The organism is Streptomyces sp. NPDC087906, from assembly GCF_055584925.1.
Map to the genome: position 1 here is coordinate 642,351 of NZ_JBVJLC010000004.1, position 16,637 is coordinate 658,987.

General features: G+C 71.2%; 14 protein-coding genes and 1 rRNA gene. 7 read left to right on the forward strand and 8 right to left on the reverse strand.

Annotation, left to right across the window (positions count from 1 at the left end):
- Positions 1-165 precede the first annotated feature (165 nt).
- Positions 166-738 (forward strand): GNAT family N-acetyltransferase, encoded by a 573-nt coding sequence (locus ACZ63I_RS16560; protein ID WP_469339191.1) that lies wholly within the window; start codon positions 166-168, stop codon positions 736-738.
- A gap of 96 nt (positions 739-834) precedes the next feature.
- Positions 835-2,010 carry a winged helix-turn-helix domain-containing protein gene (locus ACZ63I_RS16565; protein ID WP_469339193.1) on the forward strand — a complete coding sequence of 392 codons (1,176 nt, stop codon included), beginning with the start codon at positions 835-837 and terminating at the stop codon, positions 2,008-2,010.
- A 51-nt stretch (positions 2,011-2,061) separates the two neighbouring features.
- On the opposite strand, the gene ACZ63I_RS16570 is transcribed toward ACZ63I_RS16565, so the two are convergent.
- The 7 genes from ACZ63I_RS16570 to mtnA form a co-directional block, all read right to left on the reverse strand.
- On the reverse strand, positions 2,062-2,820 hold the full coding sequence (locus tag ACZ63I_RS16570) for a response regulator (protein WP_469339195.1): 759 nt from the start codon (positions 2,818-2,820) through the stop codon (positions 2,062-2,064).
- Between the two features lie 228 nt (positions 2,821-3,048).
- Positions 3,049-3,738 (reverse strand): ribosome hibernation-promoting factor, HPF/YfiA family, encoded by a 690-nt coding sequence (gene hpf, locus ACZ63I_RS16575; RefSeq protein WP_469339197.1) that lies wholly within the window; start codon positions 3,736-3,738, stop codon positions 3,049-3,051.
- A 292-nt stretch (positions 3,739-4,030) separates the two neighbouring features.
- On the reverse strand, positions 4,031-4,753 hold the full coding sequence (locus ACZ63I_RS16580) for a ComF family protein (RefSeq protein WP_469339199.1): 723 nt from the start codon (positions 4,751-4,753) through the stop codon (positions 4,031-4,033).
- Positions 4,754-4,832: 79 nt separating this feature from the next.
- Positions 4,833-6,680 carry an LpqB family beta-propeller domain-containing protein gene (locus tag ACZ63I_RS16585; RefSeq protein ID WP_469339201.1) on the reverse strand — a complete coding sequence of 616 codons (1,848 nt, stop codon included), beginning with the start codon at positions 6,678-6,680 and terminating at the stop codon, positions 4,833-4,835.
- A complete protein-coding gene (mtrB, locus tag ACZ63I_RS16590) occupies positions 6,670-8,721 on the reverse strand; it encodes an MtrAB system histidine kinase MtrB (protein ID WP_469339203.1) in 2,052 nt (683 codons plus the stop codon). The genes ACZ63I_RS16585 and mtrB overlap by 11 nt, the downstream gene beginning before the upstream one ends.
- A 1-nt stretch (position 8,722) precedes the next feature.
- A complete protein-coding gene (mtrA, locus tag ACZ63I_RS16595) occupies positions 8,723-9,400 on the reverse strand; it encodes a two-component system response regulator MtrA (RefSeq protein ID WP_003968748.1) in 678 nt (225 codons plus the stop codon).
- A 175-nt stretch (positions 9,401-9,575) separates the two neighbouring features.
- Positions 9,576-10,721: an S-methyl-5-thioribose-1-phosphate isomerase gene (mtnA, locus tag ACZ63I_RS16600; protein ID WP_469339205.1), complete on the reverse strand. Its 1,146-nt coding sequence runs from the start codon at positions 10,719-10,721 to the stop codon at positions 9,576-9,578.
- 203 nt (positions 10,722-10,924) lie between these two features.
- On the opposite strand from mtnA, the gene ACZ63I_RS16605 reads away from it, so the two are divergent.
- The 5 genes from ACZ63I_RS16605 to ACZ63I_RS16625 are packed head-to-tail and all read left to right on the forward strand — an operon-like array spanning position 10,925 to position 16,445.
- The gene (locus tag ACZ63I_RS16605; RefSeq protein ID WP_469339206.1) at positions 10,925-12,196 is read left to right on the forward strand and encodes a DUF7847 domain-containing protein; all 1,272 of its coding nucleotides are present in this window, start codon (positions 10,925-10,927) and stop codon (positions 12,194-12,196) included.
- 40 nt (positions 12,197-12,236) lie between these two features.
- Positions 12,237-12,899, forward strand: a complete 663-nt coding sequence (locus tag ACZ63I_RS16610; protein WP_469339264.1) for a DUF4129 domain-containing protein — start codon at positions 12,237-12,239, stop codon at positions 12,897-12,899.
- Positions 12,896-14,143: a DUF4350 domain-containing protein gene (locus tag ACZ63I_RS16615; RefSeq protein ID WP_469339208.1), complete on the forward strand. Its 1,248-nt coding sequence runs from the start codon at positions 12,896-12,898 to the stop codon at positions 14,141-14,143. The genes ACZ63I_RS16610 and ACZ63I_RS16615 overlap by 4 nt, the downstream gene beginning before the upstream one ends.
- Positions 14,140-15,123: an AAA family ATPase gene (locus ACZ63I_RS16620; protein WP_469339210.1), complete on the forward strand. Its 984-nt coding sequence runs from the start codon at positions 14,140-14,142 to the stop codon at positions 15,121-15,123. The genes ACZ63I_RS16615 and ACZ63I_RS16620 overlap by 4 nt, the downstream gene beginning before the upstream one ends.
- Before the next feature lie 11 nt (positions 15,124-15,134).
- Complete coding sequence (locus tag ACZ63I_RS16625; RefSeq protein ID WP_469339212.1) at positions 15,135-16,445, forward strand: DUF58 domain-containing protein; 1,311 nt, start codon at positions 15,135-15,137, stop codon at positions 16,443-16,445.
- Positions 16,446-16,550: 105 nt separating this feature from the next.
- Here the strand turns inward: ACZ63I_RS16625 and rrf are convergent.
- Positions 16,551-16,637, reverse strand: a 5S ribosomal RNA gene (rrf, locus tag ACZ63I_RS16630); the annotation flags it as partial.

The following is a 16,637-nucleotide window of genomic DNA, read 5'->3' on the forward strand; positions in this document are numbered from 1 at the left end:
CCCCACCGCATCGGCCATCGTAAGCGAGGACCGGGCTGCGCCGGGAGGGCCGCCGTCGAAGGCGCCTGCTGTTACCCGTATCAAGAACGCGCGGAACGCGTGGAAGGTGCCGGTGAGATACGAAAAGTGCTCGCATCCGGCGATCTCCGACAGCAGAATCCGAGTATGGAACCCCTCACCCTCACCAGCCCCCGACTGCTGCTGCGCACGCTGACTCCGGACGACGTCGACGCGGTCCACACGATCTGCCAGGACCAGGAGATCCAGCGCTGGGTGACGATTCCCTCACCCTACGAACGGCAGCACGCGCAGTACTTCGTCGAGCAGCTCGTCCCGGACGGCTGGCAGACCGGGACGATGTGCACCTTCGGGATGTTCCCGGCCGGCGGGGGGCCGCTGATGGGCGCGGTGAACGCGCACAGCCAGTCCGGCATCTGGGAGACCGGCTACTGGACGGCGAAGGAGTACCGGGGGCGCGGCTTCACCACGGAGGCCGTGACCGCCGTGGCCCGCTGGGTCTTCACCGCGCTGGCCGCCGAGCGCCTCGAATGGCGCGCCGAGGTCGGCAACACGGGCTCGCGGGCCGTCGCCGAGAAGGCCGGCTTCGTGATGGAGGGCGTGCTGCGGTCCGCGATGCTCAACCGGGGGACGCTGCGGGACGTCCGGATAGGCTCGCTGCTCCCGTCCGACCTGGGGCTGCCGGGCCCGCACCCGTACCTGCCGTCGGACGCGGCGTAACCGCCTCGGGCCGAGCGGCGTAGCCGCCTCGGGGCGGCCGTCAGGCCCGTGGCCGGTGGAGGCCCGTTGTCAGTGGCTGCGTCTATCGTGCCCACCATGACGACTGTGCCGCCCGCCGCCGCCGAGCTGTCCGCCGACGAGGCCCGCCGTATCGCGCTGCGCGCGCAGGGATTCATCGGCGCCCCCGACCGCCGTGGTGGGGTGCGGGGCGTGCTGCGCCATCTCGGCGCCGTCCAGCTCGACACGATCTCGGTGCTGGCCCGCTCGCACGAACTGGTGCCGTACGCGCGCCTGGGCGCCGTCGGCCGCAAGCCGGTCGAGGACGCGTACTGGACGGCGGCGCCCACCCCGCCGCACGCGTTCGAGTACTGGTCGCACGCGGCCTGTGTGCTGCCCATCGAGGAGTGGCCCCACTTCGCCTTCAGGCGCCGGTCCTACCGCTCCCGTCCGCACTGGAACCACGCCCTGACGGACGGGGTGTACGAGACGGTGGTCAAGCAGCTCCGCGACGAGGGCCCGCTGACGGCCACGGAACTGGGCGGCGCCAAGAACGGCGGCCTGTGGTGGGACTGGTCCGAGTCGAAGGTCGCCGTCGAGCGCGCGCTGATGTTCGGTGAGGTCGTGTGCACGGGGCGGCGCGGCTGGAAGCGGGTGTACGACCTCGCGGAGCGCGCTGTGCCGGACGCGCTCCTCCACGACGATCTGGACGACGCGGAGTGCGTGCGCCGGCTGGTGCGGCTGGCCGCCCGCTCGCTCGGTGTCGGTACGCGCGCCGACATCGCCGATTACCACCGGCTGAAGGGCGAGTGGGTCGACGCGGTGATCGCCGACAGCGGTCTGGTGCCGGTGACCGTCGAGGGCTGGGGGAAGCCGGCCTGGGCGGATCCGGAAGCGCTGGCGAGCGTGCCGCGCGGGCGGCACCGTACGACGCTGCTGTCGCCGTTCGACTCGCTGATCTGGGAGCGGGCCCGTACCGAGCGGATCTTCGGCTTCACGCACCGGCTTGAGGCGTACGTGCCCAAGCCCAAGCGGATCTACGGGTACTTCGCCATGCCGCTGCTGGCCGGCGGCCGGCTGCTCGGCCGGGTCGACCCGGCCCGTGAGGGCAGCACGCTGGTCGCGAAGCAGGTGTCGATCGAGGGCCCCAAGGCGGTCGCGCCGATGGCGCAGGCGCTGCTGGAGGCCGCGCGGTGGGTGGGGTGCGACGCGGTGCGCGTCGAGCGGGTCTACCGCCCGGAGCTGACGGCTGAGCTGGTCCGCGCGGTCTCCTGACCGCGCCGGCCGTCATCCGACTCACCGGCCGTCATCTGACTCCACCGGCCGTCATCTGATTTCGAGGATCTTCTCCCGCATCGCGTAGACCACGGCCTCCATGCGGGAGTGCAGTTGCAGCTTCTCCAGGATGTTGCGCACATGGTTCTTCACGGTGTTCTCGGAGATGAAGAGCTGTTTGGCGATGTCCCGGTTGTTCATGCCCGTGGCGACGAGCTTGAGGACTTCCAACTCCCGCTCCGTCAGCCGCGGCGCGGGCACGAGTCTGCGCTCGTCGGTGCGCTGGATCATCGACTTGAACTCGGTGAGCAGCTTGGACGCCATGGACGGGCTGATCTGCGACTGGCCGTCGGCGACGGCCCGGATCGCGGTGGACACCTCGTCGGTGGAGATCTCCTTCAGGAGATAGCCGGTGGCGCCGGCCTTGATCGCGTCGTAGAGGTCGGCCTCCTCGTCGCTGATCGTCAGCATGATGATCTTGGCGCTGGGGGCCACCTCCTTGATGGAGGTGCAGGCCTCGATACCGCCGCGCTTGGGCATCCGCACATCCATCAGCACGATGTCGGGCAGCAGGTCGGCGGCCTTGTCGACGGCCTCGGCGCCGTCGCCCGCCTCGCCGACGACCTGGATGTCCTCCTCCTGGGCGAGGACGATCTCCAGACCGCGGCGAAACAGCGCGTGGTCGTCGACGACGAGGACCCGGATGGGTTCCTTGCGGGACCCTGCCCGTTCCGCGTCGGCGTCGGGCCCCGTACCGACGACCCTCTCGTCGGCACTGTGCACGTGCACCGGCCCGAAGCTGTCCGCCATCGTTCCTCCACCTGAAGGTCGTGCTCCGCATTCGGATGAGCCGGCCAACCGCTGTTCGCAGACCACCTGTTGTCTTGCGACGCCATGATTTCATGCCTGGGCGGCGGTTATGGGTGCCTCGCTCGCACAGAGGTGCCCCCGAGGTCGTCATGAGCACTCAGGGGCACCTTCGGAACCGGCGGATCCCAGCCGGTTCCCAGCCGTGTCTCAGCCGTTCACACGCCCTTCTCAGCCGCCGAGATGACCTCCGGCGCCCTCCGCGTCGGAACCGGCCAGCGGGTCGGTCCTGAGATGGATCACGCCGTAGTCGTACGCGTGGCGCCGGTAGACGACGCTCGGTTCCTTGGTGTCGGAATCTACGAAGAGATAGAAGTCGTGTCCGACCAGCTCCATCTCCTCAAGGGCCTGGTCGAGCGTCATCGGCGCTGCGACGTGGTTCTTCTCCCGTACCACCAGCGGACCTTCGCCCTGCACCTGCAGGGGACCGACCATCGTCGTCGGGACGGCGTGCGCCGCCTCTTCAGCGGCGGTCTCGCCGTCGCTGTTCAACTCCGCCACACCGGGGACGACATCGGCGACCTCGGCGGCGGACAGCCGGCCTGCGCCGCGGCGGTTGTGGCGCTTCTCGTTCTGCTTGCGCAGCCGCGCCTCCAACTTGCCGGTGGCCAGGTCCAAAGCCGCGTACGGGTCGCCTGCCGCGGCCTCCGCCCGGATCACCGGACCACGTGAGCGCAGGGTGATCTCCACCCGGTCACAGCGGTCCGCCTGACGGGGGTTGTGTTCCTTGGACACCTCGACGTCCAGGCTGATCACCTTGCCGTCGAGCTTCTGGATCTTCTCCAGCTTCAGCTTCTCGGCCACGTGCTTGCGGAACCGCTCAGGCACCTCTGTCTTGCGGCCCTTGACGACGATGTCCACGCAGAACTCCGTTCCCGGACCGCCCCGCTTCGCTGCGGGGCGTCCCCACTGTTGCACCAGACCCCAGTTGTCACCGGAGTCTCGGACTTGGTGACTTTCACCTCCCCTTCCCCATCGGCAAGGTCTCCACCCCAAGAAGCGAGGAACTCCGTAAATGACGGCTGTACCGGCTTTCGCCAACCCGTACAACCGAACATAGCCCTCATGGTGGGGTGTCGGCACCCGCTACCAGCGCGTACGCCCGTTCAGGTGTTTCTCTGCCCGGTTTACCTGCGGAGATGCAAAATGCTGATCAGTTCCGGTTTATTTCGAAGGACAGGGGCGGTGCGGCGATCACCGCGGCGCTCACCTGACCGAATCCCGCAATGCCCGGCCGGGTCGCGGAACGCAGTGCCCGAGCCGCCTCGGCGAGCGAAGCGCCGGTCGTCATGACATCGTCCACGAGCACCGCCCTGCCGCCCTCCAGGAGCCGCGCGCCCCCCACGGCGACCTCCAGCGCCCCGGACAGATTCGCCTGCCTCTGACGGGCACCGAGGCCCGCCTGGTCGGCCACCACCCGGCGCTGCCGCAGCACCGGCAGCACCCGGGCGTCCCGGCCCGCGCGCCGCAGCTCACCCGCCGCCGCCAGCGCGATCCGGCGCGCCGCGTCATGCCCGCGCGCCGCCACCGCGCGCCGCGTCGAGGGCACCGGGACCAGCAGCAGCGGCCCCACCCCCGTGCCCGGCGGCACAGCGGCCTCCACGGCCCCGGCCAGGGCCCTGCCCAGCGGGCCGGCGAGACCGAGCGCGCCGCGCTCCTTGTGCGCGAGCAGCACCGCCCGCACCGCGTCCTCGTACGGCGCCGCCGCATGGACCGCCGGCAGCCCGGCCGGCTCCGGCACCGGTCGCACCCGGCACGGCCACATCCCGTACAGCGCCCGGCCGCAGTCCTCGCACAGCGCCGTCCGGGGACTGCCGCAGCCCCCGCAGGCGACCGGGAGCACCAGACCGCTGATCTCTCGCCACCACCCCCGCATGGCATTCACTCTGCCAACCCCGGGAGGATCCGGCCAGCCCTGTGGACAACCTCGCGGCCGAGCCTGTGGACAGCCGTGCTCACCCGGGATAGACGGGCGAGGAACCCGTCTCCACCATCGTCTGCCAGTTGGCGCCCGACGGAAGCTGGACGATCCCCGCGTCCTGCGAGTCGGCCATCACCGGCTGCTCGTCGTTGTCGGCGGCGGCGATGGCCGTCACCTGGTTCAGCCCCGGCAGCACGCCGGCCGCCGAGGTCGACCCGTCGGTCTGCATGTAGCGCACCTGCTGCACACCGCCGGACTCCTTGCCGACGACGACCAGCCGGCTGGGCCCCGCCCAGGACACCGCGGTCACCGTCTCCATCTGCGGCGCCGCCGACTGCAGTTCCACCACGGAAACCGTCTCGTCGGCGCCCGAGCCGTGCCGCTCCACGCGGCCGATCTCCAGGCTCGTGCGGCCCTCCTGCGTCAGCAGCAGCGCGATCCGCACCCCGTCGGCCGACACCCGCAGCGCCTCGATACGCCGCCCGTCGAGCCCGTCGACCGGCACCTCCTTCGGCGGTGCCACACCCCCGGCGAACCGCAGCAGCCGCGGCTGCGCGGGATCCCGGTCGGCGACCCACAGATCGCCGCCGCCGTCCCAGCTCGGCGCGGAGAGCCGGTCCTTGGGCTCCTTGGCCGCGCTGCTCAGCAGCGGCTCCACCGGATCGCCGTCGTTGACGATCGACGTCACGTACAGCGACTTGCCACCGCCGCCCACCCCTGCGGCGCGCCGCTCGTCGCGCGCCACGGCGACCGTGTCCAGCTTCGTCCTGCCGTCACCGAACGGCCCGTCCACCGGAACGGGCACGACCGGATCGGAACCGTCGATCTTGAGCTGCGCCAACCGCCCCTGGGCGTTGACGAAGTACGGGTCCTCGCCGCCGCCCGCGCCCTGGTCGGGCGCGAACTCGGCGGCCTGGTCCTCGCTCAGCACGCACAACGACGAACCGCCCGCGAGCAGTTCGATCTGCCCCACCCGGGTCGACGTCAGGTCCCGCAAGGTGAAGAACAGTTGCGCCGCCATCTTCCGGCACTGCGCCCGGCCCGCCTTCGCCGCGTTCTCGTTGAGCGGCACCTTCAGCGCGTTCCGGTCGTCGAACTCCAGCGACCTGGTGCCGCGCGCCAGTTGCGTACCCGTCGGGAACGGCGAATCGACCACCGGCTTCAGCCAGTTCGTCGGCCCGTCGAGCAGCGACTTGACCGCCTGCGTGAACGGGTCCATCCGGGTCGTGGGATCTATCCGCTGCCGGATGTAGACCGGATCGGCGACGAGCTGCTTGCGGCCGGAGGCGAAGTAGTACTTGTCCACGGAGCGGTAGTTGCGCTGGAAGTCGTACTCACCGAGCACCAGGCCCGGCGGCAGTTCGTCGATGCGCCACTCCTTGGTGTCGCCCGTCTTCTGCTGCACCAGATGGATGGTGCCCTTGTACGAGGTCGGCGTGACCGGCTGGTACGAGTGCGAGGAGTTCACCTCGGCGATCCGCTCGCCGTACAGCGGGTACTTCAGCCCCGAACCGCCGGCCTGCGCCGTCCCGTCCGCGTCCGCGCGGTCGGGCGCGTCCTGCAACACGGTCGTGCTGTCCTCGGGACGCCAGTCCTTGGACGCCTGCTTCGTCAGATACTTCCTGGCCATCGCGAAGTCGGGGTCGTCACTCGTCATCGCCTCGAGGAAGCCGTCCACGATCTCGTCGGGACCCGCCTTCTCCTTGGGCGGCACCGCGTACACCCGCACCTGGGACTCCCCGTGCGGGGACTGCGTGACCGGCTCCACGTCACCGCTGTGCGGGATCGTGGCACAGCCCGCCAGTGTCAGGGACCCGGCGGCCAGCAGAACCGGCAGGCGCGCCACGCCTCTGGTGCCTCCCCTGCGGCGGTCAGCGCCCACGAGTCGTGTCCTCCCGCTCCGATGCCCGGCGTGCCGTGTCACGTTCTCCTCCAGCATCGCGCACGGAGTCGTCGGCGGAACCGTCGCCCGCCCGCTCGCCCGTCGGACGCGCCACCACCCGCGAGCCGCTGCCGGGCAGCGCCGCCGGGTCGACCGACGTCGCGGTGCGGTCCGGCTGCGGCGGCACCGGCAGCGCCGGGCGGTCCAGCCTCGGCTGCGCCGGCACGCTCGCCAGCCGGTGCGGATTCTCCTGGGCGTCGCCGACCGCCGACCGCTCGCGGTTGCGCCGCGAGTCCTCGGGTTCCAGGGGTATGGGCGAGCCGCGCAGCGCCTCGTCCGCCGTACGCGGCAGGGTCAGCCGGAACTGCGAACCGCCGCCCGGCTCCCCCCACGCCTGGAGCCAGCCGCCGTGCAGCCGCGCGTCCTCGACGGCGATCGACAGACCGAGTCCGGTGCCGCCCGTGGTGCGCGCCCTGGCCGGGTCGGCGCGCCAGAAGCGGTTGAACACCCGGGTCGCCTCACCGGGCTTCAGGCCCACGCCGTAGTCGCGTACGGCGACGGCGACCGCCCCGCCGGCGACGGCCATCCGGACCACGACGTCCCTGCCCTCGCCGTGCTCGACGGCGTTGACGACGAGATTGCGCAGCACCCGCTCGACCCGGCGGGCATCCGCCTCGGCGACGACGGGCTGCTCGTCACCGACGACCCGGATCCGCGTGCCCTTGCGCTCGGCCAGCGGCTCGGCGCCGCCGATGACGCGCCGTACCACCACGCGCAGATCTATCGGCTCGGCCTCCAGCGCCGCCGCACCCGCGTCGAAGCGGCTGATCTCCAGCAGGTCCGACAGCAGCGACTCGAAACGGTCGAGCTGGTCCCCGAGCAGCTCGGCCGAGCGGGCCGTCACCGGGTCGAAGTCCATCCGCGCGTCATGGATGACGTCGGCCGCCATCCGCACCGTCGTCAGCGGGGTCCGCAGCTCGTGCGAGACGTCGGAGACGAAGCGCCGCTGCATCCGGGACAGCTCCTCAAGCTGCTGGATCTTGAGCTGGAGGTTCTGCGCCATCTTGTTGAACGCCTCGCCGAGCCGCGCGATGTCGTCCTCGCCGGTGACCTTCATCCGCTCCTGGAGGCGCCCCGCTGAGAGCCGCTCGGCGATGCCCGCCGCCATCCGTACGGGGGTGACGACCTGCCGGACCACCAGCCAGGCGATGGCGCCGAGCAGCACGACGACGAACAGCCCCGCCGTCGCGAGGGTGCCCTTGACCAGGTTGAGGGACTGCTCCTCCTGGTTCAGCGGGAAGAGGTAGTACAGCTCGTACGAGTTGCGGTCGACGTCGTTGAGCCGCTTGCCGATGATCAGGCCGGGCTCCGGCTTCCGCGCGTCGGACGCGTCGGTGTACTTGATCTGGGCGTACCGCTCGAACTCGCCCTTGCCGCCGCCGACCTGGGCCCGCAGATCCGCCGGGATGCTCCCGAAGTCCACCCCGCCCGAGGCGCGCGGCGCCCGGTTGGTGGATCCGGGGTCCGTCGCGTCGCCGCTGAGCGCCACCACGTTGAACGCGCCGGGACCGCCACTGGCGAGCTGCTCGACCAGCTCGGTCCGCCAGGAGTTACGGCCCGGCGTACCGCCCGAGCCGCTGTCGCCCCTGGTGCCCGGCGCGGCGGGCGCGTCGGCCTTCTCCTGCGCCACGGTGAACCCGCCGGCCGCCTGGCTCTGCGCCGCCTTCTCCTTGGCCTCCAGCAGGCCGTTGCGGACCTGCCCGATGACCACGAACCCCAGCAGCAGCACCACACCGAGCGACATCAGCAGCGTCGCCGCGACGACCCGAAGCTGGATGTTGCGCCGCCACAGCCGCACGGCGGGCAGCAGCGGCCGCCGCACCCAGCGCACCAAGAGCCGTACGACGGGCCCGCCGGGCGCACCGTCCTGGAGCAGCCGGCCGGGCCGGCCGAACCAGGCGGACACCCGTCCGGCACCGGCAGTCCGCCCCGTACGGACTCCCGGCCCCCCGGGCTTCGGAGCAGCGCTGCCGCCGGACATGTCAGCTCGGTCCTGCCTTGTAGCCGACACCGCGGACGGTCACCACGATCTCCGGCCGCTCCGGGTCCTTCTCGACCTTGGAGCGCAGCCGCTGCACATGGACATTGACCAGCCGGGTGTCCGCCGCGTGCCGGTACCCCCAGACCTGCTCCAGGAGCACCTCACGGGTGAACACCTGCCACGGCTTGCGGGCCAGCGCGACGAGCAGGTCGAACTCCAGCGGCGTCAGAGCGATGGACTGCCCCTCCCGCTTGACCGAGTGCCCCGCCACATCGATGACCAGATCGCCGATGGTGAGCTGCTCCGGAGCCGGTTCCTCGGACCTGCGCAGCCGCGCCCTGATACGCGCCACCAGCTCCTTGGGCTTGAACGGCTTGACGATGTAGTCGTCGGCGCCTGACTCAAGACCGACGACGACGTCGACGGTGTCGCTCTTGGCCGTCAGCATGACGATCGGCACCCCGGACTCCGCCCGGATGAGCCGGCACACCTCGATGCCGTCCCGGCCGGGAAGCATGAGATCCAGCAGCACCAGGTCGGGCTTCGCCTCACGGAATGCGGCAAGCGCCTTGTCACCGTCCGCCACGAACGACGGCTCGAACCCTTCACCACGCAGCACAATCCCGAGCATCTCGGCCAGTGCGGTGTCGTCATCGACGACGAGGACGCGTCCCTTCATATCGACATCATCCCATTTTCATTTCCGTTGCGTAGACATGCGTGATTTGTCTCACTGAACAGCGACGACATGCACCGATCAACCGGGCTCACTCCCCATCGCCCCCACACGGTAGTGGAGTGAACAGGGTTTATGGATGTTCGGACCGCAAACGGGACGCCTGCGGGCAGCCCCGTCAACCCGTCGTCACTCGACGTGACCTGGCCGCCAACTCGGCGAGCGCGGCCCCGGTCACCGGCGAGAGCACGCCCTGCTCGGTCACGATCGCCGTCACCAACTCCGGCGGCGTGATGTCGAACGCCGGGTTGTACGCCTGCGTCCCCAACGGCGCGACCGGCATCCCACTCGCCTCGGCCCCCGCCGAAGCGAGCTGCGGCGCCGTGAGCTCCGTCACCTCCTGCCCCGGCCGCTGCTCCACCTCGATCGACGCCCCGTCCGGAGTCTCCAGATCGATCGTCGTCGTCGGGGCGACCACCACGAACGGCACGTTGTGGTACTTCGCGAGCACGGCGAGCGGATAGCTCCCCACCTTGTTCGCCACCGAACCGTCGGCCGCGATCCGGTCAGCGCCCACCAGGACCGCGTCCACCTCCCCGGCGGCGAACAGCGAACCGGCGGCGTTGTCCGTGAGCAGCGTGTACGCCATCCCGTTCCGCGCCGCCTCGTACGCCGTCAGCCGGGAGCCCTGGAGCAGCGGACGCGTCTCGTCCACCCACAGGCGCCGCAGCCGGCCCGCCCGGTGCGCGGACAGCGCCACGGCGAACGCCGTACCGTCCCCGCCCGAGACGAGCGCCCCGGTGTTGCAGTGCGTCAGGATCCGGTGGTTGCCGCCCGGCAGGAGTTCGTCCAGCAGCGTCAGCCCGGCCTCCGCCATCTGGGCGCTGGCCTGCGCGTCCTCCTCGTGCAGCAGCCTCGCCTCGGCGAGCGCGGCAGCCGCCGCCTGCTCCAGATCCGCGCCCTTGTCCGCCGCGGCCCGGTACGCGTCGCGGGCCCGCCGTACGCCGTAGCCGAGATTGACCGCGGTGGGCCGCGCCTGCGCCAGGATCTCCGCCGCGTCCTCCACGTCGAAGCCCCGCGCCGCCGCGAGCGCCACCCCGTAGGCACCGGCGATCCCCAGCACCGGCGCACCCCGCACGACGAGCGTCCGGATCGCCTGCACCAGGGCGGGCACGTCCGTACAGACGAACTCCGCCTCTTCGACCGGCAGTCTCGTCTGGTCGAGGAGGACCAGCACAGGCCCCTCCGGCGGCTCGTCCCAGCGAAGCGTGGGGAGCATGGACGGCTCTGCGCCGACGGGCTTCGGTACGTACTGATCAGCCATCCGCCCAGTCTGCCCGCTCCGGCACCGACATTGAAGGCAACGAGTGGCGGGGAACAGGGTGATAAGGAGATACCGCGCCCGGCCCACCAGCCACCCACGCGTGGCACGATGGCTGCCAGCCCGCCGCCCGGTGGGCGGACGGACGCTCTCATCGCGCCCGATCGCCGAGCCGGCCCCGCAACCAATCCACGAGGTGGACGACCGTGAACGACACTCCGGGCTGGGCATCGCCCGGATCTGCCCCGTCCGACGGCCAGAACAGCGGCGTGCCCCGCCCCGCCGGCCCCACCGACGAGGCCGGTTCGCCTCCTGGCTGGTCCGCCACCCAGCCGCCGCCAGGACAGTGGGCCCCGCCGAGCCAGCAGGGCGCGGGCCCCGTCCCGCAGCCCAGGCCCGCACCGGGCTGGGGCGGCGCCCCCGGCCCCGGCGGCCCCGGCGGCCCCGGCGGCCCCGGCCCCTTCTGGGGACGGCCGCCTGCGGCCAAGCCCGGCGTGATCCCGCTCCGCCCCCTCGGCGTCGGCGAACTCCTCGACGGCGCCGTGTCCACGCTGCGCGCCCACTGGCGCATCGTGCTCGGCGTGACCATCGCCGTCGCCGTGGTCACCCAGATCGGCGACCTGCTCGTACAGCACTACCTGCTGCCCGAACCGGCGGAGATCGACCCGAACGCCTCGCCGTCCGAAGCACTGGACCAGGCCGTCGACTCCATGCAGTCGAGCCTGCTCGCCCTCGCCCCCTCCGTGATCATCACCCTGATCGGCACGCTCTTCACCACGGCCGTCCTGACCGTCGTGATCAGCCGCTCCGTCCTCGGCCGCCCCGTCTCCCTCTCGGAAGCCTGGCACGAGGCCAAGCCCCGGCTCCCGCAACTGCTCGGGCTGACCCTGCTGCTGCCGCTGATGTACGCCGCCGTCCTGGGCGTCGGCGTCCTGCCCGGCGTGCTGGTGGGCGTACTTGCCGGAGGCGGCGGCGGAGCCGTCGCGCTCGGCGTCCTCGGCGGACTCGCCGCCTGGGTCGTGGTCGTCTGGCTCTGGGTCCGCCTCGCCCTCGCCTCCCCCGCACTGATGCTGGAGCGCCAAGGCATCCTGGCGTCGCTGCGCCGCTCCGCCAAGCTCGTACGCGGAGCCTGGTGGCGCACCTTCGGCATCCTGCTCCTCACCCTGGTGCTGACCTTCATGGTCTCGATGATCATCGGAGTGCCGTTCAGCCTGATCGCCTCGGCCGTGGACGGCGAGAGCCTCGGCGGGCTGTTCACCGGCTCCACGCCCGACTTCGGCTGGCCCTTCATGATCATCACGGGCATCGGATCCGTGATCGCCTCCGCGATCACCTATCCGATCTCCGCCGGCGTGACCGTGCTCCTCTACGTCGACCAGCGCATCCGGCGCGAGGCCCTCGACCTGGAACTGGCCCGCGCCGCCGGTATCACCCCGGACGGCAACGGCCGCCCTGACCAGGGTCCTTCGGGGTACTGACCCGGTGTCCACCACGGGGGAAACGGCAGCGGCATGGCTCATGACGGGCGCGCGGGGAGACATCCCGGTGGACACCCCGCGCGACCCGGCCCGTGAGGCCGCCAGACGCGAACTGTCCAAACCGCTGTACCACCAGAACGACCCGAACCTCCTCCAACGCGCACTGGACCGGTTCTGGGACTGGGTCAGCGACCTCTTCAACTCCGCCTCAGGCGCGACCCCCGGCGGCACCCTCGGACTCATCGCCGTCGCCGTGATCGTCCTCGCGCTGACAGCCGCCCTCTGGTGGCGCCTCGGCACCCCGCGCCGCATACCCGGCACAGCGGGAACACTCTTCGACGAGGGCCCCCGCAGCGCCGCCGAACACCGCACCGCAGCGGAAGCACACGCGGCGGCCGAACGCTGGAACCAAGCCGTCCAGGAACGGATGCGAGCCGTCGTCCGCTCCCTGGAGGAACGGGCCCTGCTCGACCCGCGCCCCGGCCGCACCGCCGTCGAGGCCGCCCTCGACGCCGGACGCCCACTCCCCGCACACGCCGACCGGCTGCGCACCGCCGCCCGCGAGTTCGACGCCCTCACATACGGCGGCCGCACCGCCGGCCAGGACACATATCTGCGGATGCGTGAACTCGACCGCGACCTGCAACGGGCCAAGCCCCAACTGAGCCCGGCCGCCGCCGGAGCGGGGGAAACGGCCTCATGAGCGCCATGACCGACCCCGCTCCCCCTGTCGCCGCGCCCCCGGCCACCTCCATCTCCCCCACAGCCCGGCAGATCTGGACCCGAAGCCGCGGACTGCTGCTGGCCCTCGTCATCCTGCTGGCCGCCGGAATCGCCCTGGCCGCCTTGAACTCCGGTGAGAAGCACGGCCGGCTCGACCCGCGCTCCGCCGACCAGTACGGCAGCCGCGCCGCCGCCGAACTCCTCAAAGCCGGCGGCGTCTCCGTCGATGTCGCCACCACACTCCACGAAGCAACAGCGGCCACAGGGCCGAACACCACACTCCTGGTGACCACACCCGATCTGCTGACTCCCGCTCAGCAACGGTCCCTGCACACCGCGGCAGCGTCCTCCGGAGGCCGCACTGTCCTCCTCGGCGCCGGACCCGCTTCGGTCGACATCCTCGCCCCCGGCGTCCGCACGGACGCCCCCGTCCCGGTCTCCGCCCGCGCCCCCCACTGCGCCCTCCCCGCCGCCCGGCGCGCGGGCACCGTCGACATCGGCGGCGAGCGCTACACCACGGACAGCACAGCCGCCGACACCAGCAGGACGAACGCCTGCTACCCGAGCGACGGACTGCCCAGCCTGCTCATCACCGGCACAGGAACGGACACCGACACCCGCACCGCCGACACCGTGCTGCTCGGCTCGCCCGACCTCCTCTACAACGAGCGCCTCGACAAGCAAGGCAACGCGTCGCTGGCCCTTCAACTCCTCGGCTCCCGGCCTCATCTCGTCTGGTACCTCCCCTCGCTCACTGATCCATCGGCAAACAGCAACGGCGACGACGGCGAAAAGACCTTCATCGACCTCATCCCTTCCGGCTGGCTCTGGGGCACCCTCCAACTCTTCGTCGCCGCGCTGCTCGCCGCCGTCTGGCGCGCACGCAGGCTCGGCCCGCTCGTCGCCGAACGGCTCCCCGTGGCGATCCGCGCCTCGGAAGCCACCGAGGGCCGCGCCCGCCTCTACCGCAAAACCAATGCCAGGGACCGCGCGGCAACGGCACTGCGCTCGGCGACTCGAGAACGGCTCGCCTCCCTTCTCGGCGTCCCGCCCGCTGACGCCCACTCCCCCCATGTTTTGACCTCCGCCGTCTCCGCGCGGCTCCCCCACACCTCCGTGAACCCGTCAGCGCTGCTGTTCGGCCAGGCACCGGCCGACGACGCCGCTCTCGTCCGCCTGGCAGACCAACTCGACGCCCTCGAAAGAGAGGTACGCACCTCATGAGTGCCCCGACCCCTGAGACCGCTGTGAACTCGGACAGCGCCCGCGCTTCCCTGGAGGCCCTGCGCACCGAGATCGCGAAGGCGGTGGTCGGCCAGGACTCCGCCGTCACCGGTCTGGTCGTCGCTCTCCTGTGCCGGGGCCACGTCCTGCTCGAAGGCGTCCCAGGAGTCGCGAAGACCCTGCTGGTACGCGCACTCGCGGCCTCCCTCGATCTCGACACGAAGCGCGTCCAGTTCACCCCCGATCTGATGCCCAGCGACGTCACGGGCTCGCTCATCTACGACTCCAGGACCGCAGAGTTCTCCTTCCAGCCCGGCCCCGTCTTCACCAATCTGCTGCTGGCCGACGAGATCAACCGCACCCCGCCCAAGACCCAGTCGTCACTGCTGGAGGCGATGGAGGAGCGGCAGGTCACCGTCGACGGCACCCCGCGCCCGCTGCCCGACCCGTTCCTTGTGGCGGCGACGCAGAACCCGGTCGAGTACGAAGGCACCTACCCCCTCCCGGAAGCCCAACTGGACCGCTTCCTCCTCAAGCTCACCGTCCCGCTTCCGGGCCGCGAGGACGAGATAAACGTCCTGACCCGCCACGCGGACGGCTTCAACCCGCGCGATCTCAAAGCCGCCGGGATAGGCCCCGTCGCAGGCCCCGCCGACCTGGAAGCGGCCCGCGCCGCCGTCGCCAAGACCTCGGTCTCACCCGAGATCGCCGGCTATGTGGTCGATATCTGCCGTGCCACCCGTGATTCCCCCTCACTCACACTCGGCGTCTCCCCACGAGGCGCCACCGCCCTGCTCTCCACCGCCAGGGCCTGGGCCTGGCTCACCGGCCGGGACTACGTCACCCCCGACGACGTGAAAGCCCTCGCCCTCCCCACGCTGCGCCACCGCGTCCAACTCCGCCCCGAGGCCGAGATGGAGGGAGTCACAGCGGACTCCGTCATCACCGCTCTCCTCGCCCATGTCCCCGTCCCCCGATGAGGCGATGACCCATGGCCCTCACCGGACGAACCGCGCTTCTGGCGGCTCTCGGCTCCATCCCGGTCGGCATCTTCGCGCCAAGCTGGACCGGGATCCTGGCCGTCGAAGCCCCCCTGTCTCTCGCAATTCTGTGCGACTACGCCCTGGCCGCGCCAGTGCAAAAGCTCCAATTCACCCGAAGCGGTGACACCTCAGTTCGACTCGGTGACGGCGCCGAGGTACAGCTCACCGTCACCAACCCCTCCCGGCGCACGCTCCGCGCCCAACTCCGCGACGCCTGGCCGCCGAGCAGTTGGCAGGCAGGCACCGAACAGGCCGCCTCCCGCCACACATTGACCGTGCCGGCAGGCGAACGCCGCAGACTCACCACACTGCTGCGCCCCACCCGCCGCGGCGACCGACGCGCGGACCGGGTCACGGTGCGCTCGGTCGGACCGCTCGGCCTCGCGGCCCGGCAAGGCAACCACCAGGTGCCCTGGACGGTGCGCGTGCTGCCGCCCTTCACCAGCCGCAAACACCTCCCGTCACGACTGGCCAGACTCCGCGAACTCGACGGCCGCACAAGCGTCCTGACCCGCGGCGAGGGCACCGAATTCGACAGCCTGCGCTCCTACGTACCCGGGGACGACACCCGGTCCATCGACTGGCGGGCGACAGCTCGCCAGTCAGCGGTCGCCGTACGCACCTGGCGCCCCGAACGCGACCGGCACATCCTCGTCGTCCTCGACACCGGCCGGACGTCGGCCGGCCGCGTCGGCGACATCCCGCGCCTGGACGCCTCGATGGACGCCACACTCCTGCTGGGCGCACTCGCGTCCCGCGCGGGCGACAGGGTGGACCTGCTGGCCTACGACCGCACGATCCGGGCCCAGGTGTCCCGCAGGTCGGCGGGTGACGTACTTCCTGCCCTGGTGGCCGCGATGGCCACGCTCGAACCCGAACTGGTGGAGACGGATGCCCGTGGCCTCACATCAGCGGTACTGCGAAACGCCAGGCGCGGTTCGCTGGTCGTGCTGCTGACCACGCTCGACGCGGCCGCGATCGAGGAGGGCCTGCTGCCCGTACTCCCGCAGCTCACCCAACGGCACACGGTCGTCGTGGCGTCGGTGGCCGATCCGCACGTAGAGGAAATGACCGGCGGACGCGGAACAGTGGACGCGGTGTACGAAGCGGCGGCAGGCAGCCAGGCCCAGGCCGGCCGACGCCGCACAGCGGAGCAGTTGCAGCGCTACGGCGTGACAGTCGTGGACGCCACCCCGGAAAAGCTGGCGCCTGCGTTGGCGGATGCGTATCTGGCATTGAAGGCGGCGGGTCGGCTCTAGCGGGCTCTCAGCCCGAAAGGGCCGGGCCGGTTAGGCAACTTGTTTTGAACGCAGAAAAGCCCCCGCACCGTGAGGTGCAGGGGCTTCCCTGTTCTTACAAAGATTGTTCGGCGGCGTCCTACTCTCCCACAGGGTCCCCCCTGCAGTACCATCGGCGCAATGAGGCTTAGCTTCCGGGTTCGGAATGTAACC